The following is a 25,130-nucleotide window of genomic DNA, read 5'->3' on the forward strand; positions in this document are numbered from 1 at the left end:
GGCCGGTCGGGTTGCCCCCCTTATGGAGGACACCATAGCGGCACTTTGTTTCACGAAAGGAACAGGTGCGGTGGCCGGCGCCACCCGCAGCGTCGAGCCGGCTCAGGCCTTCAGCGGGCCGCTGACCAGCCAGTGGTGGCCGAACGGGTCGACGACCCGCCCCTGGCGCACCCCGTAGGGCTGGTCGGCGACGGGGAACATCTCCTCCGCGCCCGCCGCGATCGCCCGCGCCGCCACGGCGTCCGGGTCGTCCACGTCCAGGTGGATGCGGACCATCGTGCCGCCCACGGACTGCGGGCTCGGGGTGCGGAACTCCGCGCTTTCCGTGGCGACCCCCACGGAGAATCCGTCGATCGACAGCACGGCGACCTGCGAACCGTCATCGGAGCGGAACCGCTCCGACTCCTCGACCGCGCCGAACGCCTCAATATAGAAAGCGACCGCGGCGTCGACGTCGCCCGCCGCGAGAAAAGGCCAGATGCTCGTCATGCGGCAGACCGTACTCGCGGCGGGCTCCCGCCGGAACGGGCGGCGAGCCGCCTTCGGCACGTGTAGGGCGGACGGGACTTGAACCCGTGACCGATGGATTATGAGTCCACTGCTCTAACCGGCTGAGCTACCGCCCCGCGGTGGCGTCTTCTCCGGCGACCTCGCCTTCTTCCGCGACCTCGCCGAGGTCGGGTTCTGCGAGGGCGTCGGCCACCGGGAGTCCACGATACAGACACTCGAAGGTGTCGAGGGTGCGGTCGATGTCGTGGATCTGGATGAGCCGCAGCGACGCCATCTTCATCGCGGTGAACTCCGCGGGCGGCAGGGTGAGCAGCTTCTCGAGTTTCGCCGCCAGGTCGTGCTCGTCGTCGGGGCGGAACAGGTAGCCGTTCTCGCCGTCGTGCACGAGGTGCGGCAGCGCCATCGCATCCGCTGCCACGACCGGCAGCCCCGACGACATCGCCTCCATCGTGACGATCGACTGCAGTTCGGCGGTCGAGGGCATGGCGAGCACGGTCGCGCGCGTGTACGCGCGCTTCAGCTCGGCCTCGTCGACATGGCCGCTGAAGGTCACCCGGTCGGCGATGCTGAGCTGCTGCGCCATCCGCTCGAGATGATGCTTCTGGTCGCCGTCGCCGACGATCTCGACCTTGACGTCGAGTGACTCAGGCAGCAGCGGGATCGCGCGCAGCAGCACGTCGATGCGCTTCTCGCCCGTAACGCGGCCGACGAACAGGATGCGGTTCTCGGTGCGCGGCGCGAAGTTCGGCGTGTACTCGGCCACCCGTACGCCGTTGCCGACGGCGAGCACGTTCGGGATCCCGGTGCCGGCGGTCAGGTACTCCGCGGCCCGCTGCGTCGGCGTGGTCACCGCGCAGGCGCGGCGCATGATGCGGCCCGCGTCCCACCAGGACCACTTGAGCAGGATCGGCTGCAGGAACTTCGGCACCAGCGTGTACTCGAGCATGTTCTCGGGCATGGTGTGGTTGGTGGCGACGACACGGATGCCTCGGCGCACGGCCGCGACGGAGAGTCCGCGCCCCACCACGAAGTGAGACTGGAAGTGCACCACGTCGGGCTTGACCCGGTCGAGGATGCGGCCCGAATTGCGCTCCATCGTCCACGGCATCATGAAGCGCAGCCAGTCGTGCGGCAGCCAGCGCAGGCTGAACAGGCGGTGCACGCGCATCGTCGCGCCCTCGTGCACCTCGTCACGCTCGCCGACGCCGTCGTAGGCGGGCGCGATCACGTGCACCTCGTGGCCGCGCGCGACCAGGCCGGCGGCGAGCCGCTCCGCGAACCGCGCCGCTCCGTTGACGTCGGGGGCGAAGGTGTCGCAACCCAGCAGGATCGTCAGCGGCTCGGGGTGCGCGGCGCTCGTATCGTTCACGTCGTGTTACCTCGCGTCAAGGTTGTCAGGGGTGTTGACCACCCAGTCTAGGCGCGCCGTTTCCCGGTGCTCCGGGGGTGACGCGGGGTGTCGGATCAGGGCTTCACCTGCGGGTGATGCCGCGCCAGCAGCACCACGCCGGCGATGGCGAGCACGCCCGTCAGCGGCCAGACGATCACCGCCCAGAACTGCGCCTGCGCCGCCTCATTGAGGATCGCGATCCCGATCGTCACCGCGACCATCGGGTCGATCACCGTCAGCCCGGCGATGACGAGATCGGGCGGGCCCGACGCGTAGGCGTTCTGCACGAAGTAGGCCCCGAGGACCACGGCTGCCACGAGCGCCACGACGCACACCGCGGTGAGCCAGTCGACGTCCCGCTGCTCGAGACGGGCGATGACGACCTTGGCCAGGGTGGCGACGAAGCCGTACAGCACCCCCGCGCCGACGACGTATACCAGCGCGCGCATATGACGGCGCATCGCCGCGAAGCCCAGGGCGAAGAGCACGAGCACCGCGCCGAGGATCGACAGCACCTCGACCAGTTCGCGCTCCTGGATCGGCACCTCGCGCGCCTGGAACGCGGCGATCAGCACGAACGCGCCGACGCCGGCCACGCACAGGCAAATCGCGAGCACGCTGAGCCGGTTGAGCGCCGAGCGGGTGACGCGGGCGTTGACGATCGAGGTGACCACGAGGGCGAACGCGCCGAGCGGCTGCACGACGATGAGCGGCGCGAAGGCGAGGCTGGTCAGCTGCAGCACGATCGCGGCGCCGAGCATGAGGGTGCCGGTCACCCAGCTGGGCCGCTGCAGCAGCATCCGCAACTGCGCGAAATCGAGGCCGCCCGCGGCGGCGTCGCCCGCGGACGCGTCGTCGACCTTCGCCACCCCGCGGTGCTGCAGCTGCGCTCCGATGGAGAGGAACACCGCGCCGATCAGTGCGAGCGGGATGCCGAGGAACTGCGTCGGGTTCAGCGCAAGGGCGTCCAGGGCAGGGGCGGCGAGCACCCTCGTAAGGTACCTGACGGCCGGCCGATATCCTGGGCGAATGGCCGTGCTCCCCATCCGTATCCAGGGCGATCCCGTCCTCCACTCCCCCGCCGATCCGGTCACGGTCTTCGACGACGAGCTGCGGCGCCTGGTGGAAGACATGTACGAGACCATGGACGCCGCCCCGGGCGTCGGGCTGGCCGCGCCGCAGGTCGGCGTCGCCAAGCGCCTGTTCGTCTTCGGCTGGACGGACGACGACGTGGAGCACCGCGGGGTCGCGATCAACCCGGAGCTCTGGATCACGCCCGCGCCGACCGGCGAGGCCGACGAGGACGAGGAGTCCGAGGGCTGCCTCTCCTTCCCCGGTGAGCGGTTCCCGCTGCGCCGCGGCGCGCGCGCCATCCTGCAGGCGGTCGACCTCGACGAGCAGCCGTTCGAGATCCGCGCCGAGGGATGGCTCGCCCGCATCTTCCAGCACGAATACGACCATCTCGACGGCACCCTGTACCTGGACCGGCTGCCGCGTCCGTTCGACCGCGACTGGCCCAAGATCAGCCGCAAGCGCGGCTGGGGCGTGCCGGGCCGGCAGTGGCTGCCGGGGGTCGACGACCTCGAGGGCTGAGCCCGAGCCGGGGCGGACCTGGGCGATTTGGAGCACGCCCCGGTGAGGCATTAAGCTGGCTCCCGTTGCCCGCTCGGTCGGGCAGTGATCCTCGGTAGCTCAATTGGCAGAGCAATCGGCTGTTAACCGATAGGTTCTTGGTTCGAGTCCAAGCCGGGGAGCTTCTTCTCTCCCCCCTCTCCGAGCGCGCCTCCGCTGGCGTTACAGCTGCAACGCGTGCGCGAGCCGCGCGAGGTACGGATGCTCCGGCGATCGGAACACCTCGTCGAGCGGCCCGTACCCCGCCACCGCCCCCTGGTGCAGCACCAGCACGGTGGCGTTCAGCTGCTTCAGCACCGCGACGTCGTGGGTGACCAGCAGTCCGGCGAATCGCGGGTCCTCCCGCAGCCGCGCCACCACGTTCACGACCGCGTTGCGGACGGTGACGTCGATGCCGGCCGTCGGCTCGTCGGCGATCAGCACGTTCGGGCCGAGCACGAGCGAGCGGGCGATCGCGACCCGCTGCCGCTGCCCGTCCGAGAGCTCATAGGGGTAGCGCTCCATGGTCGCCAGCGGCAGCCCGACCGCGTCCAGCACGGCGGCGACCCGGTTCTCGGCGCTGCGCCGATCGAAGTGCTTGTCGCGCGCGAAGATCGGGGCGGCGATCAGCTCGGCGACAGTGTCGGTGCGCTCGAGCCGGTCCTGCGCGTCCTGCGGCAGGTAGGCGGTGTGGAACGTCAGCCGGTTCCGCTTCCCGGGCGAGAGCGAGCGCAGCGCCGTTCCATGCACGAACGCGTCGCCGCCCGAGATGCGCAACTCGTACCCGCCCGGTCCCCTCCGCTTCAGCTCGCCCGCCAGCACGCGGGCCAGGGTCGACTTGCCGCTGCCGCTCTCGCCCATCACGCCGAGCACCTCGCCCTGGCGCACCGTGACGCTCACGCCGTCGAGAGCCTGCGCCCCCGTGCGCCCGCGCACCTCGTACCAGGCGGAGAGGTCGTCGACGACGATCGGCAGGTCGGCGGAGGGGGTGGAGCTCACCGTTCGAGCCTAGGCTCCGTCGGCGTGCGCGAGCGCGTGCAGGGCCTCGCGGCGTGCCGCCTGCTCGGCTGGGTCGGGCACCGGCAGGGACGCCAGCAACCGCTGCGTGTACGGGTCGCGCGGCGCGCCGAGCACCTGCGAGTTCGGACCCGTCTCGACCAGCTTGCCCCGGTACATCACCGCGATGCGCGTGGCCAGCAGGTCGACGACCGCGAGGTCGTGGCTGATGAACAGGCCGGCGAAGCCGAAGCGCTGCTGCAGCTCGCGGATCAGCTCGAGCACGCGCGCCTGCACCGACACATCGAGCGCCGAGGTCGGCTCGTCGAACACCACGAGCGTCGGCTCGAGGGCGAGTGCGCGCGCCAGCGACACGCGTTGACGCTGCCCGCCCGACAGCTCGTGCGGGAAGCGGTCGGCGTAGTCGCGCGGCAGCTGCACGGCCTCGAGCAGCTCCTCGACCCGGCCCCGGGCGTCGTCGGGCGACGCGGCGCGCCCGTGCACGACCATCGGCTCCGCGATCGCCTCGCCGATCGTGAGCAGCGGGTTGAAACTCGTGCCGGGATCCTGGAACACGAAGCCGAGATCGCTGCGCACCGGCCGGAAGGCGCGCTCGCGGATGCCGCGCATCTCGTGCCCGAGCACCCGCAGCGAGCCCCCGGTCACCTTCGTTAGGCCCGCGATGGCGCGCCCGATCGTGGTCTTGCCCGAGCCCGACTCTCCGACGAGCCCGAGCACCTCGCCCGCGCCGATCTCGAAGTCCACGCCGCGCACGGCGCGGAATCCGGAGCGGCCGAGCCGCCCCGGGTAGGTGACCTCGAGCCCGCGGGCGGCGACGACGGGTTCGCGGGGGACCTCGGCGGAGGCATCCGTCGCCTCGCGGCTCAGGGCCGTCGCCGAGTGCCCGCCGCCCACGCGCGGTACCGCGGCGAGCAGGTCGCGGGTGTACGGATGCTGCGGCGCGGAGAACAGCGCGGCCACGTCGGCCTCTTCGACGATGCGCCCCCGGTACATGACCGCGACCCGGTCGGCGAGGTCGGCGACCACGCCCATGTTGTGGGTGATCAGGATGATCGAGGAGCCGAACTCGTCGCGACACCAGCGCAGCAGGTCGAGGATCTCGGCCTGCACCGTGACGTCGAGCGCGGTCGTCGGCTCGTCGGCCACGATCAGGCCGGGGTTGAGCACGAGCGCCATGGCGATCACGATGCGCTGCTTCTGGCCGCCGGAGAACTCGTGCGGGTAGTGGTCGATGCGCTTCTCGGGCTCGGGGATGCCGACCCGCTCGAGCACCTCGACGGCCCGGCGGCGCGCCTCGGCCCGGCTCACCTTGCCGTGCGCGCGCAGCCCTTCCGCGATCTGCCACCAGATCGGATACACGGGGTTGAGCACGCTCGACGGCTCCTGGAAGACCATGGCCACGTCACGGCCGCGCACCTCGCGCAGCTCCTTCTTGCCCAGCGTGACGATGTCGACGCCGGCGTCGCGCCCGCGGCCGCGCAGCACCACGGCCCCGCGCACCGTCGCCGTCTCGGGCAGCAGACCGAGGATGGTCTTGCTCGTCACCGACTTGCCGGAGCCCGACTCGCCCACGATGGCGAGGATCTCGCGCTCCCCCACGGACAGGCTCACGCCGTCGACGGCGGTGACGGCGCCGGCATCCGTCGCGAAGCGCACCGAAAGGTTCTCGATGTCGACCACGTTGCTCATGACTGCGCCTCCACGACGGTCTCGGCGGGCACGGCGGACTCGCCCGCGTCGGCCTGGCGCCGCCGCAGGCGCGGGTCGGCCAGGTCGTTCAGGCTCTCGCCCATGAGCGAGATGCCGAGGGCGAGGAACACGATGGCGAGGCCGGGGAACAGGGCCGTCCACCAGATGCCGCTCGTCACGTCGGCCAGGGCCTTCTGCAGGTCGTAGCCCCACTCGCCCGCCGCCGACGGGGCGATGCCGAAGCCGAGGAAGCCGAGGCCGGCGAGGGTCTCGAACGCCTCGGTCGCGTTCAGCGTGATGATCAGCGGCAGCGTGCGGATCGAGTTGCGCAGCACGTGCCGGAACAGGATTCGGCTGTGGCGGGCGCCGATCACCTTCGCGGATTCGACGAAGGCCTCCGCCTTGACCCGCACCACCTCGGCGCGCACGACGCGGAAGTACTGCGGTACGTAGACGACCGTGATCGAGAAGGCGGCGGAGAGGATGCCGCTCCAGAACGTCGACTGGCCGCCCGAGATCATGATGGAGATGACGATCGCGAGCAGCAGCGACGGGAATGCGTAGATCGCGTCGCAGATCACGACGAGCACCCGGTCGAGCGGGCCGCCGAAGTAGCCGGAGAGCAGCCCGAGCAGCACGCCGATGACCATCGAGAGCACCACCGCGACGACCACCACGATGAGCGCGGTGCGCGCGCCGTAGATGGTGCGGCTGAACACGTCGAGCCCGCCGACAGTGGTGCCCCACAGGTGCGCGGCGCCGGGCGGTTGCTGCGAACCGAAGTTGCGGCCGTCGGCGCCGCTGAGCGCGCTGTAGCTGTACGGGGCGATGACGTCCGCGAAGATCGCGACGAGCACGTACACGGAGGTGATGATCACGCCTGTCAGCAGCATGAAGCGCTGCACGCCGACGCTCTGGTTCAGCTGCGCGACGATGGGCAGGCGGCGAAGCAGCGACCGCTTGCGGGGTTGTGCGAGAACGGATGCCGTGGACATCAGAACCTCACTCTCGGGTCGATGAGGGCGGCGATCACGTCGACGATGAAGTTCACCACGGCGACGATCACCGCGAGCAGCGCGACGATGCCCTGCACGGCCACGAAGTCGCGGGAACCGAGATAGGCGTTCAGCTGGAACCCGAGACCCTTCCACTCGAAGGTGGTCTCGGTCAGCACCGCGCCGCCGAGCAGCAGGGCGATCTGCAGTCCGATCACGGTGATGATCGGGATGAGCGCCGGCTTGTACGCATGTTTGGTCACGAGCCGGAACTCGCCCACCCCGCGGGAGCGGGCGGCGTCGACGTACTGGGTGTTGAACGTTCCGATCACGTTGGTGCGCACGAGCCGGAGGAACACGCCCGCCGTGAGCAGCCCCAGGGCGACCGCGGGGAGCACCGCGTGCTCCAGCACGTCGGGCACCGCCGCCGGATCGCCGGTGCGGAACGCGTCGATCAGGTAGATGCCCGTCGGGTGCGGCAGTAGCTGCATCTCGAGCTCCACGCTCGTGGAGGCACGCCCGGCGACCGGGAGCACGTCGAGCCACGAGGCGAAGATCAGCTTCAGCAGCAGCCCGGAGAAGAACACGGGCGTGGCGTAGAACAGCACGGCGAGGATGCGCAGCACGGCGTCGCCCCAGCGGTCGCGGATGTACGCGGCCAGCAGTCCGAGCGGGATGCCCACCAGGAACGCCACGATGAGCGCGTAGAACGCGAGCTCGAGCGTCGCCGAGCCGTACGTCAGCAGCACGGTGGTCACCTTCTGGTGGTCGGTGAAGGTGGTGCCGAAGTCGCCGCGGGCGATCTGCCCGAGGTACTGCAGGTACTGCACGATCAGCGGCCGGTCGTATCCGGCCTCGTGGATGAGGTGCTTCAGCTGCGCGGGCGGCACGTGGCCGCCCTGCGCGGCGGTGATCGGGTCGCCCGTTGCCCGCATCAGGAAGAAGACGAGGGTGACGAGGATGAAGATCGTCGGGAAGATCAGCAGGAACCGCACGATGAGGTAGCGGATCAAGCCGCCGCCCTGGCGGGATGCGGTGCCGGAAGGCTGGATCGACGCGGGCGCGTCGGGGGCCGGAACGGTGTCGACCGATGTCGTCATGTGGACCAATCGTTCGAGGGGCAGTGCGAGGGGCGGCCCGCCATGCGGACCGCCCCTCGCACGGTGCCGTGACTACTTGCTCAGCGTCGCGTAGCGGAACTTGAAGGAGGCGTCGAGCGTGGCGCCCTTCACATCCTTGCCCACGACGGCGACCTGCGAGCCCTGCAGCAGGGGAAGGGTGGGCAGCTCGGCGGCGACCTTGTCCTGGATCTCCTCGATCAGCTTGGTGCGGGCATCCGAATCCGTGGTGCCGATCTCCTCGGTGATCAGCTTCTGCACCTCGGCGTCGTCGTAGTGGTTCGCGACGAAGTTGTCCTTGGAGAAGAACGGGGTGAGGTAGTTGTCGGCGTCGGAGTAGTCGGGGAACCAGCCGAGCTGGTACTCGGGGTACACGTCGTTGACGCGGTCCTTGGAGTACTGCACGTACTCCGTGGAGTCGTCCGTCGCGGTGAACAGTCCGCTCTTGTTCAGCTGGTCGACGATCAGGTCGTACTCGTCCTGCGACGACGGGCCGTAGTGGTCCGTCGTGAACTGGATATTGAGCTTCACCTTGCCGGTGATGCCGGCCGCGGCGAGCGTGGCCTTCGCCTTGTCGACGTCGGGGCCGCCCTTGCCGTCGCCGTACATCGTCTCGAGCGACTTGGTCGCGCCGGTCAGACCGTCGGGCACGTACGAGTACAGCGGGGTGTAGGTGTCCTTGAACACCTGCGTCGCGATCGCCTGACGGTCGACCACGTCGGCGACGGCCTGGCGCACCGCCAGCGCCTTCTTGGCGTCGGCGTCGGCGGTCTTCGCGCCGAACGGCATGGTGTCGAAGTTGAACACGATGTAGCGGATCTCGCCGCCCGGGCCGTCGACCACCTTGACGTTCTTGTCCTTGCGCAGGCTGGCGATGTCGGTCGCCGCGAGCGAGCGGTAGGCCACGTCGACGGCGCCCTTCTGCACGTCGAGCTTCAGGTTGGACGCGTTGGCGTAGTACTTGACGTCGATCGTCTTGGTCTTCGCCGGCGCGAGCAGGCCCTTGTAGCCGGAGAACGCCTGGTACTGGATGAGCTGGTTGACCTTGTACGAGGTGATCTTGTACTGGCCGGCGAACGCCTCGCCCTTGACGATGTCGTCGTCTGGGGTGACCTTGTCGGCCGAGAAGACCTGCTCGTCGACGATCGGGCCGGCAGGGCTGGAGAGCACCTGCTCGAAGGTCTGGTCGTTCGCGGTCTTCAGGTGGAAGTCGACCGTGGTGTCGTCGGGCGTGGTGACGCTCGCGAGGTTGCCGAGCAGCGAGGAGGGGCCGTTGGGGTCGGCGATCTTCAGCTGGCGGTCGAAGGTGAACTTCACGTCGGAGGAGGTGAGCTTGTGGCCGTTCGCGAACTTCAGGCCGGTCTTCAGCTTGACCTCGAAGGTGTTCGGGTCGGTGAAGGTGCCGCTCTCGGCGATGTCGGGCTTCACGTCGGGGCTGCCGTACGGGGTGTCGAAGAGGAAGGGGTACACCTGCGTCATCACGGCGAAGGAACCGTTGTCGTACGCGCCGGCCGGGTCGAGCGAGGTGATCTTGTCGGTCGTGCCGATGGTGATGGTCTTGCTGGACGAGCCGCTGTTGCCGCTGGCGCATCCGGCGAGGACGAGCGCGGTGGCCGCGAGGGCCGCTGCGGCGCCGAGCAGGCGGGCACGCCGAGCCGAAACGGATTTCATGCCGTTGGACTCACTTTCCTTCAGGAATGGACAAGGACGTCCGGGTGCTGACGACGGAATCCGTCGTCGGACGCAGAATCATGCCTCACACGAGGATGCTTCTTAGCCGTGAACTGTATTGCGCGCCGTGACGGCCCTGCAAATCGACCGGGTTCACTCGCCACGCAGCCGGCGGCGTTCCACCTCGAGGTCGGCCATGGCGCGGCTGATCGCCGCGCGGGTCTCGGCGTCGGCCGGATCGGTGCGCTGCAGCCGGCTCTGCAGCTCCGCCTTCAGCCCCACCATGTCCTTCTCGATGAGCGAGACCACGATGGCGCGCGCCCACACCCTGGCCGCCTCCTCGTTGCGCTCCGGGATCGGCGCGACGGCGAGCTGCTGCAGCAGCGGCCGGAACGGCTCGGGCAGGTCGGCGAGGATGCGCGAGAACCAGTCCCTGGTGCCGAACGCGTCGACGTTCGCGGCGATCGCGTCCTTCACGAGGTTGAGCGTCGGGTTGAACAGCTTGGCCTGCATCGCCCGGCCGACGAGCTGCGCGCCGATGGCCTCCGGCAGCTGCAGCACGGCCATCAGGGCGAACCGCTCGGTCGTGGTGACGGGGTCGTTGCCGAGGTCCGCGATGGTGACCGACGGGGGCGAGGCGGGGTCGACGGATGCCTCCCGCGGCGGCCGCTGCGACGCATCCGTGCCCCTCGCCCTGTTGCCGCCTGCGGCCCGCACCGCGCTCTGCGCCTCGGCGAGCTCGCTGCCGGTCATGCGGGCGAGCTCGCGCGTGTAGCCGGGCCGCAGCGCGGGGTCGCGGATGCCGACGACGATCGGCGCGGCAGCGCGCAGCGCGGCCACGCGGCCCTCCACGGTGTCGAGGTCGTAGCGGCGCACGAGCTGGCGCAGCATGAACTCGAACATCGGCTTCTTGGCGTCGATCATGCGGCGCACGGCGTCGTCGCCCTGCGCCAGCCGCAGGTCGCACGGGTCGAGCCCGTCGGGGCCGACGGCCACGTAGGTCTGCGCGGCGATGCGCTGCTCCTGCAGCACGGCGAAGGACCGCTCGGCCGCCTTCTGGCCGGCGGCGTCGGGGTCGAAGGTGAACACCACCTGGCTCTCGGCGCCGTCTTCGCCGAGGATGCGGCGCAGCAGTCGCACGTGGTCGGGGCCGAACGCGGTGCCGCAGGTGGCGACCGCGGTGGTGACGCCGGCGAGGTGGCAGGCCATCACGTCGGTGTATCCCTCGACGACGATCACCTGCTTGCCGCGGGAGATGTCGCGCTTGGCGATGTCGAGGCCGTAGAGCACCTGTGCCTTGTGGAACACCGGGGTCTCGGGCGTGTTCAGGTACTTCGGCCCCTCGTCGTCGTCGAAGAGGCGCCTGGCGCCGAAGCCGACCGTGGTGCCGGTGACGTCGCGGATGGGCCACACCACCCGGCCCCGGAAGCGGTCGTACACCCCGCGGCTGCCCTGCGAGACGAGGCCCGCGGCCAGCAGCTCGTCGTCGCGGAACCCGCGCCCGTGCAGGTGCTTGGTCAGTTCGTCCCAGCTCTTGGGCGCGTAGCCGACGCCGAAGTGCACCGCCGCGGCCGCATCGAAGCCCCGCTCGCCGAGGAAGCGGCGCCCGGCCTCGGCGTCGGGCGCGGTGAGGCGGCCGGCGAAGAACTGCTCGGCCTCCTTGTTCGCCGCGAGGATCCGGGCGCGGGAGCCGCGCTCCTCCTCGCTGCGTCCCCCGCCTTCCTCATAGGTCAGCGGGTAGCCGATGCGGGCGGCCAGCCGCTCCACCGCCTCGGCGAAGGTGACGTGGTCCATCGCGCGCAGGAACGAGTACACGTCGCCCGATTCGCCGCAGCCGAAGCAGTGGTAGTAGCCGAGCTGCGGCCGCACGTGGAAGCTCGGGCTGCGCTCGTCGTGGAAGGGGCACAGGCCCTTCAGCGAGCCGATGCCGGCGGGCTTGAGGGCGACGTATTCGCCGATGACGTCGGCGATGTTGGTGCGCGCCTTGACCTCTTCGACGTCGGAGTGTCGGATGAGGCCGGGCATGCGCTCAATCCTACGGTCGCCGGTGCGCCGGGCGGCCCCGGGCTTTGCGCCTGTGCATCACTGCTGCACGAGCCGCTCGAACCACGAGATCGCGCTCTGGTCGGTGAGCGAGGCGACCTGGTCGAGCACGACCCGCTTGCGGGCGCGGTCATCGGATGCGTGCCGCCAGTCCTCCGCGAACCCGGGATCGAGGTCGCGCCCCTCCCCCGCCACCAGCGCGTCGAGCAGGGCGGTGAGCAGCTCCCGCTGGCGCCGGTAGATCGGCTGCCTCGTGTTCTTCGACATCACGAACGCGGCGGTGATGCCCTTCATCACCTCGATCTCGGCGCGCACCTCGCGGGGCACGATGATGGAGGCGCCGTACCGGGTCAGGCTCGGCCTCGGGTAGGCGGAGCGGGTGGCGCGCGTCGCCGCGCGCGCGAAGCGGCCGATCAGCTGGCTGGTGAGGTTCTTCAGCTGCGCCTGCGCGTACCGGGAGCCGTCCCACCGGTCGATCCAGACGTCCATGGCGGCCAGCCGGTCGAAGGCCTCGGCGAGCTCGGCGGCGTCGAACTCGTCGCCCGCCCACTCCTGCACGGCGGCGATCAGCTCCTCGTGATCCACGCGTGCGGACAGCGCGGCGACGTCGATGTAGCCGTTCACGATGGCGTCCTCGAAGTCGTGCACGGAGTAGGCGATGTCGTCGGAGAGGTCCATCACCTCGGCCTCGATGCAGCGCACCCGCTCGGGCGCGCCGTGCCGCAGCCACTCGAACACGGGCGTGTCGTCCTCGTAGAAGCCGAACTTGGCCCGCCCCGACGGGTCGGCGATCGCGTGCTGGATCGGCCAGGGATACTTGCAGCTCGCGTCGAGGCTGGCCCGGGTCAGGTTGAGCCCGTAGGGGCGGCCGTCGGGGCCGAACACCTTGGGCTCGAGGCGGGTGAGCAGGCGCAGCGTCTGCGCGTTGCCCTCGAAGCCGCCGACGTCGGCCGCCCAGTCCGACAGCGCTTTCTCGCCGTTGTGCCCGAACGGCGGATGCCCGAGGTCGTGCGCGAGGCACGCCGTGTCGACCACGTCCGGGTTGAGGCCCAGGTTGGTCGCGAGCTCCCGGCCGATCTGCGCCACCTCGAGCGAGTGCGTGAGCCGGTTGCGGGCGAAGTCGAGGCCCGCCGTCGGGCTCAGCACCTGCGTCTTCGCGGCGAGCCGCCGCAGCGCGCTGGAGTGGAACAGCCGGCCCCGGTCGCGGGCGAAGTCGCTGCGCCGCGTCGAGTGCTCCTCCGGCAGCCAGCGCTCGCGGTCGAACTCCGAGTACGCGCGCAGCGACGACGGCAGCGCGGGCCGGCCGAGCGCCTCGTGGAGCTCAGCCGCCACTGTTGTGCGCCTCGTTGGCCGACATGTCCGCCCGGGTGACGCCGTCGACGTCGCGGCTGTCCAGCCAGCCGTCCCGCAGCGCCGGCGTGCGCGGACCGCCCTGCCGCCCGCGCGCCCCCTCGGCGCCCTCGCCCGGATACGGCAGGGACCAGTCGAGGGTGCCGAGCAGCTCGTCGATCTCGGCCAGGCTGGAGGCGGTCGCGAGTTTCGCGCGCAGCTCGCCGCCGACCGGGTAGCCCTTGAAGTACCAGGCCACGTGCTTGCGGATGTCGCGGCAGCCGCGCCCCTCGTCCTCGAAGAACTCCACGAGCAGCTCCGCGTGCCGGCGGAACGCCCGGGCGACCGTGCCGAGGTCGGGGTGGTAGCCGGAGCCTTCGCTCCACTGCCCGCGCATGGCGGCCGCGAGGTCGCCGAAGAGCCACGGCCGGCCGAGGCATCCGCGCCCCACGACGACGCCGTCGACGCCGGTCTCGCGCATCATGCGCAGCGCGTCGTCGGCGGACCAGATGTCGCCGTTGCCGAGCACCGGGATGTCGAGCGCCTCCTTCAGCCGGGCGATCGCGCCCCAGTCGGCGTGGCCCGAGTACATGTCGGCGGCGGTGCGGCCGTGCAGCGCCACGTAGGCGGCGCCCGCATCCTGTGCGATGCGGCCGGCCTCGAGATAGGTCAGGTGGTCGTCGTCGATGCCCTTGCGCATCTTCACGGTGAGCGGCAGCGGGCCCGCGGCGCGCACCGCGTTCTCGACGATCTCGCGGAACAGCCCCGTCTTCCACGGCAGCGCGCTGCCGCCGCCCTTGCGCGTCACCTTCGGCACGGGGCATCCGAAGTTCAGGTCGATGTGGTCGGCGCGATCTTCGGCGACGAGGATCGTGACCGCCTCGCGCACCGTGTCGGGGTCGGTCGTGTACAGCTGGATGGAGCGGAAGGTCTCGCTCGGGTGGTGCCCGATCAGCCGCATCGTCTCGGGCGTGCGCTCGACCAGTGCGCGGCTCGTGATCATCTCGCTCACGTAGAGCCCGGCGCCGAACTCGCGGCACAGCCGCCGGAACGCCGTGTTGGTGATGCCCGCCATCGGCGCCAGCACGACGGGCACGTCGACCCGGTGGTCGCCCAGTCGGAGGGGCGCGGCGGCGGTTAGGGTTGCGGTGGACATCGTCTCGATTCTCTCAGATCGGGCGGGAAGGGCGGGTGAGAGCGTGCAGGACCGGTTCGAGGGTCTGAGCGGTACGGCGCGGGTCGAAGCGGATGCCGCGGCGCGCGGCCTCTCGGTGCGCATCGTCGTGCGCCCCGTGGCCCGCTCGCTGGAGCAGGCCGCGAGCCTGCTCGGCATCGAACCCGCCGACATCGTGAAGACCCTCGTGGTGAAGCGCCACGACGGCGACTTCCTGCTCGCGCTGGTGCCCGGCGGGCGCAAGATCTCCTGGCCCAAGCTGCGGGCGGTCGTCGGCGTCAACAAGCTGCAGCTGCCCGACGCATCCGTCGCCCTGGAGGCCACCGGCTACGAGCGCGGCACGATCACGCCGCTCGGCACGGCGCGCGAGTGGCCGGTGTTCGCCGATGCGACCGTGCCGGGGCGGGAGATCGCCCTCGGCGCGGGCGATCACGGCTACAGCGCCTTCGTCGACGCGGATGCGCTGATCGCGGCCTTCGGGGCCACGGTCGCCGACATCACCGAGCCGGAGTAGCGCTAGGCCGGGTCTCCATTCGGCTGCTGCGCAGCCGAGTCGACCGGCGCCGCTCCGCTGGTCGACTCACGCTCCGCCGCTCCGCTGGTCGACTCACGCTTCGCGTGAATGGAGACCTGCGGCACCTCGCAGACATCCCCCGCGCAGACGACCGCGTCCGGATCCCCCAGGCTCACGAGCGGCTTCGCCTCGCTCATGCCGGCACCTCCTCGCCCTCCTGCTCGCGCAGCTGCCAGACCTGCTCGAGCACCTGCGCGAAGGTCTGCGCCTCCTGCGCGCCGGAGACCCCGTACTTGCCGTCGATGACGAAGAACGGCACGCCCTGGATCCCGTACTCGGCTGCGGTGCGCTGGTCGGCGCGCACGGCGTCGAGGAAGGTGTGCTGCTCGAGCGCCTGCGTCAGCTCCTGCGGGTCGAGGCCGATGTCGGCGCCGAGGGCGGCGAGCTCGGCGACCTTGCCGACGTGCCTGCCCTCGAGGAAGTAGGCGGAGAACAGCCGCTCCTCCATCTCGAGCTGCCGGCCGTGCGCCTTGGCGAAGTGGATCGCCTCGTGGGCGAGCACGGTGTTGGTGTGCTGCATGTGCTCGTAGTCGTAGTGCAGGCCGACCTGGGCGGCGATGCCCGAGACCCGGTCGAGCATCTGCTGCGCCTGCTCGGGCGAGATGCCCTTGTGCCGTGCCAGGAAGTCGGCCTCGTTGCCCTCGAAGTCGACGGGCGTGTCGGGGCTCAGCTCGAAGGAGTGGTACTCCACCTCGACGCGGCGCTCCGCGTCGGCGCCCGTGAACAGGCCGCTGCCCGCTTCGAACTTGCGCTTGCCGATGTAGCACCACGGGCAGGCGATGTCGGACCAGATGTCGACCTTGATCGGATCGGAGCTCATGCCGGTGCCAACCCGCCCCCGCGCGACGCTATTCCGTGGGTTTGCCGGTGCCGACCGGGAGCACGCGCCGCTGATCGTTGTGCGGCGCGGCGAAGAGGATGATCTCGGGGTGGGTGCCGTCGGGCGCCCGCCAGGTGGCTATGTACCCGCCGACCCGCCGCCAGCCGCGCTTCGTATACAGGTTGATGGCGTCGGTGTTGTGACTCACCACCTCGAGGAAGAGATCCTGTCCGAGCAGGCGCGCGTAGGTCTCGACCGTCGTGAGCAGAGCGGATGCCGCCCCGCGGCCGCGGGCGTCGGGCCGCACGAAGAGCCGGTGCATGGCCAGGGCGTACTCGTCCTCTTCGGCCGCGGCGACCGCGATGTGGCCGACCACCTCGCCGTCGTGCTCGGCGACCCACGCCATGCCGTCGTCGCCCTCGAGCAGCCACTCCCGGGAGATGTTGGTCGGCAGCACCGGATACTGGTCGACCTCGTGGGTGGCTTTCAGCGCTGCGAGCAGCGCCGGGATGTCGGCATCCGTCCGCAACCTGATCTCCACGTGACCAGCATATTCGCCCGGTGTGTCGGCGAGGTGACGGGAACGGTCAGTGCGCGGGTGTGCGGTCGTGCTCCTCGAACCGCACCATCATCCGGTGCCCTCCGGGGCGTCGACGGCGCCGCCGAAGCGGCGGTTGCGGCCGGCGAAGATCTCGACGGCGCGCCACAGGTCCTCGCGGCTGAAGTCGGGCCAGAGCGTGTCGAGGAACACCATCTCGGCGTACGCCGACTGCCAGAGCAGGAAGTTGGAGGTGCGCTGCTCTCCCGAGGAGCGGACGAACAGGTCCACGTCGGGCATGTCGGGCAGGTAGAGCCGCCGCGCCAGCATCCGCTCGTTCACGGCGTTCGGCCGCACGCGCCCGGCCGCCACGTCCTCGGCGATGGAGCGCACGGCGTCGGCGATCTCGGTGCGCCCGCCGTAGTTGACGCACATGGTGAGGGTCAGCGCGTCGTTGTCGGCGGTGAGCTGCTCGGCGAACCGCAGCTCCTTGATCACCGAGCGCCACAGCCTGGGTGTGCGGCCCGCCCAGCGCACCCGCACCCCCCACTCGTTGAGCTGGTCGCGGCGGCGGTGCAGCACGTCACGGTTGAAGCCCATCAGGAAGCGCACCTCGTCGGGCGAGCGCACCCAGTTCTCGGTGGAGAACGCGTACACCGACAGGTGCTTGATTCCGATCTGCAGAGCGCCGGCGACGACGTCGAGCAGCGCCGCCTCCCCCGCCCGGTGGCCCTCGATGCGCGGCAGACCCCGACGGTTCGCCCAGCGGCCGTTGCCGTCCATGACCACGGCCACGTGGTTCGGCACGGCGGAGGCCGGCAGCTCGGGCGGGTACAGCCCGGTCCAGTCGACCGGGCGGTACTCCACGGCGTCCTTGTGCGTGTGGGGCTTGGGGGTCATGACGCGGGCGGAACCTCTCTGGACACGTGGGTGAGCGAGCGCAGCCCGCGCTCCAGGTGCCACTGCAGATACGCGGAGACGATGCCGCTCGCCTTCGCGCGGGTGCGGTCATCGGATGCCTCGGCGCTCGGCCAGTCGCCGGCCAGCAGCGCCCCGAGCAGCCCGAGCGTGGACGCGTCGAGCTGCGCGGTGCCGGCCGGGGCGCAGTCGTCGCAGACGACCCCGCCGAGCTGCACCACGACGCGTCCGTGCGGGCCAGGGGCGCCGCAGCGCGAGCACTGCCCGAACGACGGCGCCCAGCCGGCGATGGACAGCGACCGCAGCAGGTAGGAGTCGAGGGTGAGCCCCGGCGCATGCTCGCGGCGCGCAAGCGACCGGAGCGCGCCGACGAGCAGCAGGAACTGCTGCAGGGAGCCCTCGGCCTCGGTGAGGCGGTCGGCCGTCTCGACCATGGCGTTGGCCGCCGTGTACGAGGCGTAGTCGGCGGCGATGTCGGCCCCGTACGCTCCGAGCGTCTCGGCCTGCTGGATCACGTCGAGGCTGCGGCCCTCGTACAGCTGCACGTCGGCGACCATGAACGGCTCCAGCCGCGATCCGAACTTGGACGCGGTGCGTCGCACCCCCTTGGCCACGGCGCGGATCTTGCCGTGCCGGCGGGAGAGCATGGTGACGATGCGGTCGGCCTCGCCCAATTTGTGGGTGCGCAGCACGACCGCCTCGTCGCGATAGACGGGCACCCGCCAATTATGGCCGCCGGCGCTGTCATCGGCCTGGCGGCGCGGCAGCGCATGGGAGAATCGGGGGCGATGAGCGGCGCCACTTTCGCAATCCCGGTCTGGGCCGAGTACGCGGCGATCGCGATCGGCGGCATCCAGGGCGCCGCCTACGCCACGGGCTTCCGGGAGCGCCGCATCGACCTGTTCGGCGTCGCCGTGATCGGCGTCGCGACCGGCCTCGGCGGCGGGGTGCTGCGCGACATCGCCCTGTCGACCCAGCTGGTCGCCCTGCGCAGCGACGGATACATCCCCGCCGCGGTCGCCGCGGCGCTCATCGGCATGCTGCTGGCCAGCGTCTTCACCCGCTTCGACACCGCGATCACGGTGCTCGACGCGCTCACGCTCGGGCTGTTCGGCGCCATCGGCACGTCAAAGGCGCTCGCGTACGGCCTGCCCGAGATCCCGGCGGCGTTCGTCGGGGTTCTGGCCGCCGTCGGCGGCGGCGTGCTGCGCGACATCCTGCTGAACATGCCCATCACGGTGATGCACGTCGGGTCGTTCTACGCCGTGGCGGCGGGCATCGGCACGGTGACGCTCGTCGTGCTGCACGATCTCGACGTGCCGGTGTTCGTGGCGGCATCCGTGAGCGCGGCGGTGACCTTCGCCGTGCGCCTGCTCGCCGTCGCCTTCGGCTGGAGCCTGCCCGAGCAGCGCACCCTCGAGCTCAGCCGCGCGAACGTCGGCTTCGGGCTGCTGCGCCGGCGTCAGATCGCCCCGCGCGAGTACGTCGACACTGCCACCGGCACCATCACCACGTACAAGGTGGTGCCGCGCGGCGACGGCGGCGAGCCGCCGGCCGGCTGACGCGCGCCCCGCTGGTCTCCATTCACGCTGCGCGTGAGTCGACCCGCGGGCGCTCGCCCCCGCTGGTCTCCGTTCACGCTGCCCGTGAGTCGACCGAGCGGCGCTCGCCCCCGCTGGTCGACTCAGCCGCGCGGCGGCTGAATGGAGACCTGCGACTAGGCCCCGACGAGCTCGGGCTCGCCGGCCGACGCGGTCTGGTCGGCGCGGATCGCCCGGTTCACCGCCGACACGATCGCCTTCAGCGACGCGGTCTGCGTGTTGTCGTCGATGCCGACGCCCCACAGCCGCCTGCCGTTCACGTCGAGGTCGACGTACGAGGCCGCCTGCGCGTCGCCGCCGGCGCTCATCGCGTGCTCGACGTAGTCGTACAGCGAGACACGGATGCCCCGTTCCGACAGCACCCGGATGAACGCGTCGATCGGCCCATTGCCCCGCCCCTCGGCCACCGCGACCTCGTCGCCGTCCCGCAGCCGGGCCCGGAACGAGACTCCGGACTCGTCGCTCTCGACGCTCGTGCCGAGCAGCTCGAAGCGGCCCCACTTCGCCTCGGGCGCCTGCGCGGGCAGGTACTCGTCCTGGAACACGGCCCACAGCTGCTCGCTGGAGACCTCTCCGCCCTCGGCATCCGTCTTCGCCTGCACGACCCCGCTGAACTCGATCTGCAGCTTGCGGGGCAGGTCGAGCGCGTGGTCGGTCTTGAGCAGGTAGGCGACGCCGCCCTTGCCCGACTGCGAGTTGACGCGGATGACCGCCTCGTAGGTGCGGCCTAGATCCTTCGGGTCGACCGGCAGGTACGGCACGGCCCACTCGAGCTCGTCGACGGAGACGCCGCGGGCCGAGGCATCCGCCGCCATCTTCTCGAAGCCCTTCTTGATCGCGTCCTGGTGCGAGCCGGAGAACGCGGTGAAGACCAGGTCGCCGCCCCAGGGGGTGCGCTCGTGCACCGGGAGCTGGTTGCAGTACTCGACGGTGCGCTTGACCTCGTCGATGTCGCTGAAGTCGATCTGCGGGTCGATGCCCTGCGTGAACAGGTTGACGCCGAGGGTGACCAGGTCGACGTTCCCGGTGCGCTCGCCGTTGCCGAACAGGCAGCCCTCGATGCGGTCGGCGCCGGCCAGGTAGCCGAGCTCGGCGGCGGCGACGGCGGTGCCGCGGTCGTTGTGCGGGTGCAGCGAGAGGATGACGTTCTCGCGGTGGTCGAGGTGCCGGCCCATCCACTCGATCGAGTCGGCGTACACGTTGGGGGTCGCCATCTCGACGGTAGCGGGCAGGTTGATGATGACCTTGCGGTCGGGGGTCGGCTCGAACACCTCGAGCACCCGGTTGCAGATCTCGGCGGCGAACTCGAGCTCGGTGCCGGTGTAGCTCTCCGGCGAGTACTCGTAGTAGACGGTGGTGCCGGGCACGGTGGCCTCGTACTGCTTGCACAGCCGGGCCCCGTTCAGGGCGATGTCGATGATGCCCTGCCGGTCGGTCTTGAAGACGACCTCGCGCTGCAGCACGCTCGTGGAGTTGTAGAGGTGCACGATCGCCTGCTTGGCGCCGCGGATCGCCTCGTAGGTGCGCTGGATCAGGTGTTCCCGGGCCTGGGTCAGCACCTGGATGGTGACATCCTCGGGGATCGCCCCCTCCTCGATGAGGCTGCGCACGAAGTCGAAGTCGGTCTGGCTGGCGGAGGGGAAGCCGACCTCGATCTCCTTGTAGCCCATGCCGACCAGCAGGTCGAACATGATGCGCTTGCGCTCGGGGCTCATCGGGTCGATCAGGGCCTGGTTGCCGTCGCGCAGGTCGACGGCGCACCAGCGCGGCGCGCGCTCGATGCGCTTGCCGGGCCAGGTGCGGTCGGGCAGGTCGACGCGGATCTGCTCGTGGAAGGGGCGGTACCGGTGGGTCGGCATTCCGCTGGGCTGCTGGGTGTTCTTCATCGCTCTACTCGCTTGTGTTCTCGAAGGGAAGAAGCCGACGACGAGACTCCGCGACGGGCCTGGCCTCTTAGATCGAGGACTCGTCGCGGCAGCTAAGGAGGAGCTGGCCGAACATCGCGCTCAGGCTAACACGCGCACCGCGGGCGCGTCTGCCGCAGCGAACCAGCCATAGCGACGCGGCGGCGTGTACGGCGCGTCGCGCAGCGACTCGCGCCGGGCGGGGACCGGCGGGATCAAAAACCGAGCCGCCCGAGCTGCTTCGGGTCGCTCTGCCAGTCCTTCGCGACCTTCACGTGGATGGAGAGGAACACCTTGCGCCCGAGCAGGCCCTCGATCTGCTCCCGCGCGACCTGGCCGATCTGCTTGAGCCTGCTGCCCGCGCGGCCGATCACGATCGCCTTCTGGCTGTCGCGCTCCACGAACAGGTTCGCGTACACCTCGACGAGGTCCTTGTCCTCGCGCTCCACGACGTCGTCGATGGTGACGGCGAGGGAGTGCGGCAGCTCCTCCCGGGCCTCTTCGAGCACGGCTTCGCGCACGAATTCGGCGATCCGGTCGACCGCCTCCTCGTCGGTGAGCTGGTCGCGCGGGTACAGCGGCGGCGAGGCGGGCAGCAGGCCCACGAGCTCGTCGACGAGCTCGTCGAGCTGACGGCCCTTCACGGCGGAGATGGGCACGATCGCGTCCCAGTCGCGCAACCGGGAGACGGCGAGCAGCTGCTCGGCGACCGCGGCCTTGCCCGCGGCATCCGTCTTGGTCACGATCGCGACCTTCTTGGCACGCGGATTGCCGTCCAGCTGCTCGTTGATGAAGCGGTCGCCCGGCCCGATCTTCTCGCCGGCGGGCACGCACATGCCGATCACGTCGACGTCGGCGAGGGTGTCCTGCACGAGCGCGTTGAGGCGCTCGCCGAGCAGGGTGCGCGGGCGGTGCACGCCCGGCGTGTCGACGATGATCAGCTGCGCGTCGGGCCGGTTCACGATGCCGCGGATGGCCCGCCGGGTGGTCTGCGGCTTGGAGGAGGTGATCGCCACCTTCTGCCCGACCAGGGCGTTCGTCAGGGTGGACTTGCCCACGTTCGGGCGGCCCACGAAGCTCACGAATCCCGCGCGGAATCCGTCGTCCGGCTCGTCACTCATCGTCGTCCATCGTCGCACGGCGCACGAGCACGGTGCTCAGCCGGCCGCGGCGGCCCTCGGTGCGCTCGGCGGTGAGCTCCACCCCGCCGACCCGCGCCGCGTCGCCGACCTCCGGGATCTTGCCGAGCGCCTTGGCCAGCAGCCCGCCGACCGAGTCGACGTCTTCGTCGTCGAGCTCGAGCCCGAACAGTTCGCCGAGCTCGTCGGTGGCGAGCCTCGCTGCCACCCGGTAGGCGCCCGGCTCGCCCTCGAGCTCCTCGACGAGGGGTGCGTCCTTGTCGTACTCGTCGCTGATGTCGCCCACGAGCTCCTCGATGAGGTCCTCCAGGGTGACCAGGCCGGCGATGCCGCCGTACTCGTCGACGATCAGCGCGAGGTGGTTCGACTCGCGCTGCATCTGGCGCAGCAGCTCGGCGGCGTTCTTCGACTCGGGCACGAAGATCGCCGGCTTCTGCAGGGTGCGCACGATCGTGTCGTCGGCCTCTGCGGGGCGCTCGTACACGAGCCGGGCTACGTCGCGCAGGTAGATCACGCCGGTCGCGTCGTCGACGTCGCCCTCCACGACCGGCACGCGGGAGACGCCGCGGCCGAGGAAGACGCTCATGGCGGCGGCGACGGTGGCGTCGGCGTCGATGGTCACCATGTCGGTGCGCGGCACCATGACCTCGCGCACCACCGTGTCGGTGAACTCGAACACCGAGTGGATGAGCTCCGCGTCCTGCTCCTCCAGCACGTCGTGCTCGGCCGCGTCGTCGATCAGATTGAGCAGCTGCTCCTCGCTGCCGACGGCGGAGCGCGCCCGCTTGGGCGTGACGCGGTCGCCGAGCGCGACGAGGGCGCCGGCGAGAGGCCCGAGCACGGCCCGCAGCACGCGGATGAGCGGGCCGGCCGATCTGAGCAGGCCGACCGGATGCTCCCGCCCGACGCTGCGCGGCGAGGTGCCGACCAGCACGAAGCTCGCGCCGGTCATGATCGCCGCGCTCACGATGAGGGCGAGCCACCAGTGGTCGAAGACGATCACGAATGCGAGCGTCACCAGCACCGCCGCGGTCGTCTCCGAGGTGATGCGCACGAAGCCGACCGCGTTCTGGTCGCGCAGGTCGCCCCCGGTGATGCCGAGGGCCGCCTCGATCGCGGCCATGTAGCCGCCGAAGGCGACCAGCAGCAGCGCGACGATGAAGAAGACGGCGACGACCACGCGGGCCTACCGCCGCCGCTCTTCCAGGGCGAAGCCGACGAGGATGTCGCGCTGGATGCCGAACATCTCGCGCTCCTCGGCCGGTTCGGCGTGGTCGAAGCCGAGCAGGTGCAGGATGCCGTGCGCGGTCAGCAGCAGAAGCTCCTCGAGCAGGGTGTGCCCCGCGCTGTCGGCCTGCGCCTGCGCCACCTGCGGGCAGAGCACGACGTCGCCGAGCAGTCCGGGGGGCGCGGGCTGGTCGTCGGTGCCGGGGCGCAGCTCGTCCATCGGGAAGCTCAGCACGTCGGTGGGGCCGGGCTCGTCCATCCACTGCACGTGCAGCTGCTCCATCGCGGCTTCGTCGACGAGCAGGATCGCGAGCTCCGCCTCGGGGCTGACGTGCATGGCGTCGAGCGCGTAAGCCGCGAGCCGCTGCAGCACGGACTCGTCGACGGCGACGGCGGACTCGTTGTTGACTTCGATGCTCACGCGCGGGGCCTTCGGGGTCGGAGGGTCGGGTCGGCGGCGCGCCGCTCGGCGCGGTTGGCGAACTCGCGCGCCTGCTCGCGCTCGAAGTGCTTCGCCTGCTGCTTCTGGTCGTACTCGGTATAGGCGTCGATGATCCGGCCGACGAGGCTGTGCCGCACCACGTCGTCACTGGTGAGGGTCGAGAAATGGATGTCGTCGACATCCTTGAGCACCCGCGTGACGAGCCGCAGGCCGGAGGCGCCGGCGGGCAGGTCGATCTGGGTGACGTCGCCCGTGATGACCATGCGGGAGCCGAAGCCCAGCCGGGTGAGGAACATCTTCATCTGCTCGGGCGTGGTGTTCTGCGCCTCGTCGAGCACGACGAACGAGCTGTTCAGGGTGCGGCCGCGCATGTAGGCCAGCGGCGCGACCTCGATCGTGCCGGCCGCCAGCAGCTTGGGCACGATCTCCGGGTCCATCATCTCGTTGAGTGCGTCGTACAGCGGCCTGAGGTAGGGATCGATTTTGTCGGTGAGGGTGCCGGGCAGATAGCCCAGCCGCTCCCCCGCCTCGATGGCGGGACGGGAGAGGATGATCCGGTCGACCTCCTTGCGCTGCAGGGCCTGCACGGCCTTGGCCATGGCGAGGTAGGTCTTACCGGTGCCGGCCGGGCCGATGCCGAAGACGATCGTGTTCTCGTCGATCGCGTGCACGTACTCGGCCTGTCCCGCGGTCATGGGGCGGATGGTCTTGCCGCGCACCTGCAGGATCGACTCCCCCAGCACCGCCGAGGGGCTGAGGCCGCCGTCGACCATGCTGCGGCCGCGGCTGACCTCGGCGGCGCTCAGGTCGTGGCCGCTGCGCACGAGGGCGAGCAGCTCGTCGATCAGGGTGCGGGCGCTCGCGACCTGGTCGGGCGCGCCGCTCAGGGTGATCTCGTTGCTGCGCACCAGCACCTGCAGCTGCGGGTACTGCTTCTCGAGGGTGGTCAGCAAGCGATCCTGGGGGCCGAGCAGCCGCACCATGGCGACGCCGTCGACCGTGATCCGCTCCGTGGCTGCGGGCGGAATGCCGCCGGGGACGGCGGCGGGGTTGTCACTCAAGAGGCGAGGGATCCTTCCGAAAGTCCGCCGCCGAGCACATGGGCGTGCACGTGGTAGACGGTCTGGCCGGCGTCGCGGCCGGTGTTGAAGATGAGGCGGTACTGGCCGTTCATGTGCTCGAACGCCAGCTTCTGCGCGGTGGTCACGATCTCGGCGAGCAGCGCGGGGTCGCCGGCGGCGAGCTCGGCGACGTTCGCGTACTCCTCCGTCTTGGGCACGACGAGGAGGTGCACGGGCGCCTGCGGGTTGATGTCCTTGAACGCGATCACGCGCTCGGAGTCGTACACGATGTCGGCGGGCACCTCACCCGCGATGATGCGGGAGAAGATCGACGGGGTCTCGCTCATGCGCTCAAGTCT

25 protein-coding genes and 2 tRNA genes are annotated in these 25,130 nt (G+C 70.5%); 4 read left to right on the plus strand and 23 right to left on the minus strand.

Annotated elements, in window-relative coordinates:
• Positions 1-102 precede the first annotated feature (102 nt).
• The 4 genes from H563_RS17565 to H563_RS0101910 all read right to left on the minus strand — a co-directional run bounded on the left by H563_RS17565 (position 103) and on the right by H563_RS0101910 (position 2,889).
• Complete coding sequence (locus tag H563_RS17565) at positions 103-489, minus strand: VOC family protein (protein WP_027478980.1); 387 nt, start codon at positions 487-489, stop codon at positions 103-105.
• Positions 490-552: 63 nt separating this feature from the next.
• Positions 553-626: transfer RNA gene (locus H563_RS0101900), tRNA-Ile, on the minus strand.
• Entirely contained in the window at positions 617-1,879 is a 1,263-nt protein-coding gene (locus H563_RS17175; protein ID WP_245556802.1) for a glycosyltransferase, read from the minus strand. Before H563_RS17175 ends, H563_RS0101900 begins: the two co-directional genes overlap by 10 nt.
• A gap of 95 nt (positions 1,880-1,974) precedes the next feature.
• Entirely contained in the window at positions 1,975-2,889 is a 915-nt protein-coding gene (locus H563_RS0101910) for a DMT family transporter (protein WP_022880935.1), read from the minus strand.
• Positions 2,890-2,929: 40 nt separating this feature from the next.
• Between H563_RS0101910 and def the strand changes: the two genes are divergently transcribed.
• Together def and H563_RS0101920 are read left to right on the plus strand one after the other, a co-directional pair.
• Positions 2,930-3,493 carry a peptide deformylase gene (gene def, locus H563_RS0101915; protein WP_022880936.1) on the plus strand — a complete coding sequence of 188 codons (564 nt, stop codon included), beginning with the start codon at positions 2,930-2,932 and terminating at the stop codon, positions 3,491-3,493.
• 88 nt (positions 3,494-3,581) lie between these two features.
• Positions 3,582-3,654, plus strand: a tRNA-Asn gene (locus H563_RS0101920).
• A 40-nt stretch (positions 3,655-3,694) separates the two neighbouring features.
• Here the strand turns inward: H563_RS0101920 and H563_RS0101925 are convergent.
• The 8 genes from H563_RS0101925 to dusB form a co-directional block, all read right to left on the minus strand.
• Positions 3,695-4,510, minus strand: a complete 816-nt coding sequence (locus H563_RS0101925; protein WP_022880937.1) for an ATP-binding cassette domain-containing protein — start codon at positions 4,508-4,510, stop codon at positions 3,695-3,697.
• Between the two features lie 9 nt (positions 4,511-4,519).
• Positions 4,520-6,217, minus strand: a complete 1,698-nt coding sequence (locus H563_RS0101930; protein WP_027478982.1) for a dipeptide ABC transporter ATP-binding protein — start codon at positions 6,215-6,217, stop codon at positions 4,520-4,522.
• A complete protein-coding gene (locus H563_RS0101935) occupies positions 6,214-7,212 on the minus strand; it encodes an ABC transporter permease (protein WP_027478983.1) in 999 nt (332 codons plus the stop codon). Before H563_RS0101935 ends, H563_RS0101930 begins: the two co-directional genes overlap by 4 nt.
• Positions 7,212-8,312: an ABC transporter permease gene (locus H563_RS0101940; RefSeq protein ID WP_022880938.1), complete on the minus strand. Its 1,101-nt coding sequence runs from the start codon at positions 8,310-8,312 to the stop codon at positions 7,212-7,214. The genes H563_RS0101935 and H563_RS0101940 overlap by 1 nt, the downstream gene beginning before the upstream one ends.
• Positions 8,313-8,384: 72 nt before the next feature.
• Positions 8,385-10,001 carry an ABC transporter substrate-binding protein gene (locus tag H563_RS0101945; RefSeq protein ID WP_022880939.1) on the minus strand — a complete coding sequence of 539 codons (1,617 nt, stop codon included), beginning with the start codon at positions 9,999-10,001 and terminating at the stop codon, positions 8,385-8,387.
• 153 nt (positions 10,002-10,154) lie between these two features.
• A complete protein-coding gene (gene dnaG / locus H563_RS0101950; protein ID WP_022880940.1) occupies positions 10,155-12,026 on the minus strand; it encodes a DNA primase in 1,872 nt (623 codons plus the stop codon).
• A gap of 57 nt (positions 12,027-12,083) precedes the next feature.
• On the minus strand, positions 12,084-13,376 hold the full coding sequence (locus H563_RS0101955) for a deoxyguanosinetriphosphate triphosphohydrolase (protein ID WP_022880941.1): 1,293 nt from the start codon (positions 13,374-13,376) through the stop codon (positions 12,084-12,086).
• Positions 13,366-14,529: a tRNA dihydrouridine synthase DusB gene (gene dusB, locus H563_RS0101960; RefSeq protein ID WP_022880942.1), complete on the minus strand. Its 1,164-nt coding sequence runs from the start codon at positions 14,527-14,529 to the stop codon at positions 13,366-13,368. The genes H563_RS0101955 and dusB overlap by 11 nt, the downstream gene beginning before the upstream one ends.
• Before the next feature lie 43 nt (positions 14,530-14,572).
• Here dusB and H563_RS0101965 point away from each other — a divergent pair, with 43 nt between their 5' ends.
• Positions 14,573-15,061, plus strand: coding sequence for an aminoacyl-tRNA deacylase (locus tag H563_RS0101965; protein ID WP_022880943.1), 489 nt, complete (start codon positions 14,573-14,575; stop codon positions 15,059-15,061).
• A 2-nt stretch (positions 15,062-15,063) separates the two neighbouring features.
• Here H563_RS0101965 and H563_RS0101970 read toward each other — a convergent pair whose 3' ends face one another.
• The 5 genes from H563_RS0101970 to recO all read right to left on the minus strand — a co-directional run bounded on the left by H563_RS0101970 (position 15,064) and on the right by recO (position 18,116).
• The gene (locus tag H563_RS0101970) at positions 15,064-15,258 is read right to left on the minus strand and encodes a hypothetical protein (protein WP_022880944.1); all 195 of its coding nucleotides are present in this window, start codon (positions 15,256-15,258) and stop codon (positions 15,064-15,066) included.
• A complete protein-coding gene (locus H563_RS0101975; protein WP_022880945.1) occupies positions 15,255-15,941 on the minus strand; it encodes a DsbA family oxidoreductase in 687 nt (228 codons plus the stop codon). The genes H563_RS0101970 and H563_RS0101975 overlap by 4 nt, the downstream gene beginning before the upstream one ends.
• 28 nt (positions 15,942-15,969) lie before the next feature.
• Entirely contained in the window at positions 15,970-16,482 is a 513-nt protein-coding gene (locus H563_RS14535) for a GNAT family N-acetyltransferase (protein ID WP_022880946.1), read from the minus strand.
• Positions 16,483-16,569: 87 nt separating this feature from the next.
• Complete coding sequence (locus H563_RS0101985) at positions 16,570-17,379, minus strand: isoprenyl transferase (protein WP_022880947.1); 810 nt, start codon at positions 17,377-17,379, stop codon at positions 16,570-16,572.
• Positions 17,376-18,116 carry a DNA repair protein RecO gene (gene recO / locus H563_RS0101990; protein ID WP_022880948.1) on the minus strand — a complete coding sequence of 247 codons (741 nt, stop codon included), beginning with the start codon at positions 18,114-18,116 and terminating at the stop codon, positions 17,376-17,378. Before recO ends, H563_RS0101985 begins: the two co-directional genes overlap by 4 nt.
• Before the next feature lie 69 nt (positions 18,117-18,185).
• Here recO and H563_RS14540 point away from each other — a divergent pair, with 69 nt between their 5' ends.
• A complete protein-coding gene (locus H563_RS14540) occupies positions 18,186-18,959 on the plus strand; it encodes a trimeric intracellular cation channel family protein (protein WP_022880949.1) in 774 nt (257 codons plus the stop codon).
• A gap of 155 nt (positions 18,960-19,114) precedes the next feature.
• Here the strand turns inward: H563_RS14540 and leuA are convergent, their stop codons facing one another.
• The 6 genes from leuA to H563_RS0102025 form a co-directional block, all read right to left on the minus strand.
• Entirely contained in the window at positions 19,115-20,884 is a 1,770-nt protein-coding gene (leuA, locus tag H563_RS0102000) for a 2-isopropylmalate synthase (RefSeq protein ID WP_022880950.1), read from the minus strand.
• A 233-nt stretch (positions 20,885-21,117) separates the two neighbouring features.
• Positions 21,118-22,023, minus strand: a complete 906-nt coding sequence (gene era / locus H563_RS0102005; protein ID WP_022880951.1) for a GTPase Era — start codon at positions 22,021-22,023, stop codon at positions 21,118-21,120.
• Positions 22,016-23,221, minus strand: a complete 1,206-nt coding sequence (locus tag H563_RS14545) for a hemolysin family protein (protein WP_022880952.1) — start codon at positions 23,219-23,221, stop codon at positions 22,016-22,018. Before H563_RS14545 ends, era begins: the two co-directional genes overlap by 8 nt.
• A 6-nt stretch (positions 23,222-23,227) precedes the next feature.
• The gene (gene ybeY, locus H563_RS0102015) at positions 23,228-23,689 is read right to left on the minus strand and encodes an rRNA maturation RNase YbeY (RefSeq protein ID WP_022880953.1); all 462 of its coding nucleotides are present in this window, start codon (positions 23,687-23,689) and stop codon (positions 23,228-23,230) included.
• Complete coding sequence (locus H563_RS0102020; RefSeq protein ID WP_081416129.1) at positions 23,686-24,693, minus strand: PhoH family protein; 1,008 nt, start codon at positions 24,691-24,693, stop codon at positions 23,686-23,688. The genes ybeY and H563_RS0102020 overlap by 4 nt, the downstream gene beginning before the upstream one ends.
• 74 nt (positions 24,694-24,767) lie before the next feature.
• Complete coding sequence (locus tag H563_RS0102025; RefSeq protein WP_022880955.1) at positions 24,768-25,118, minus strand: histidine triad nucleotide-binding protein; 351 nt, start codon at positions 25,116-25,118, stop codon at positions 24,768-24,770.
• Between the last annotated feature and the right edge of the window lie 12 nt (positions 25,119-25,130).

It is taken from the genome of Gryllotalpicola ginsengisoli DSM 22003 (assembly GCF_000419445.1).
GTDB lineage: Bacteria > Actinomycetota > Actinomycetes > Actinomycetales > Microbacteriaceae > Gryllotalpicola > Gryllotalpicola ginsengisoli.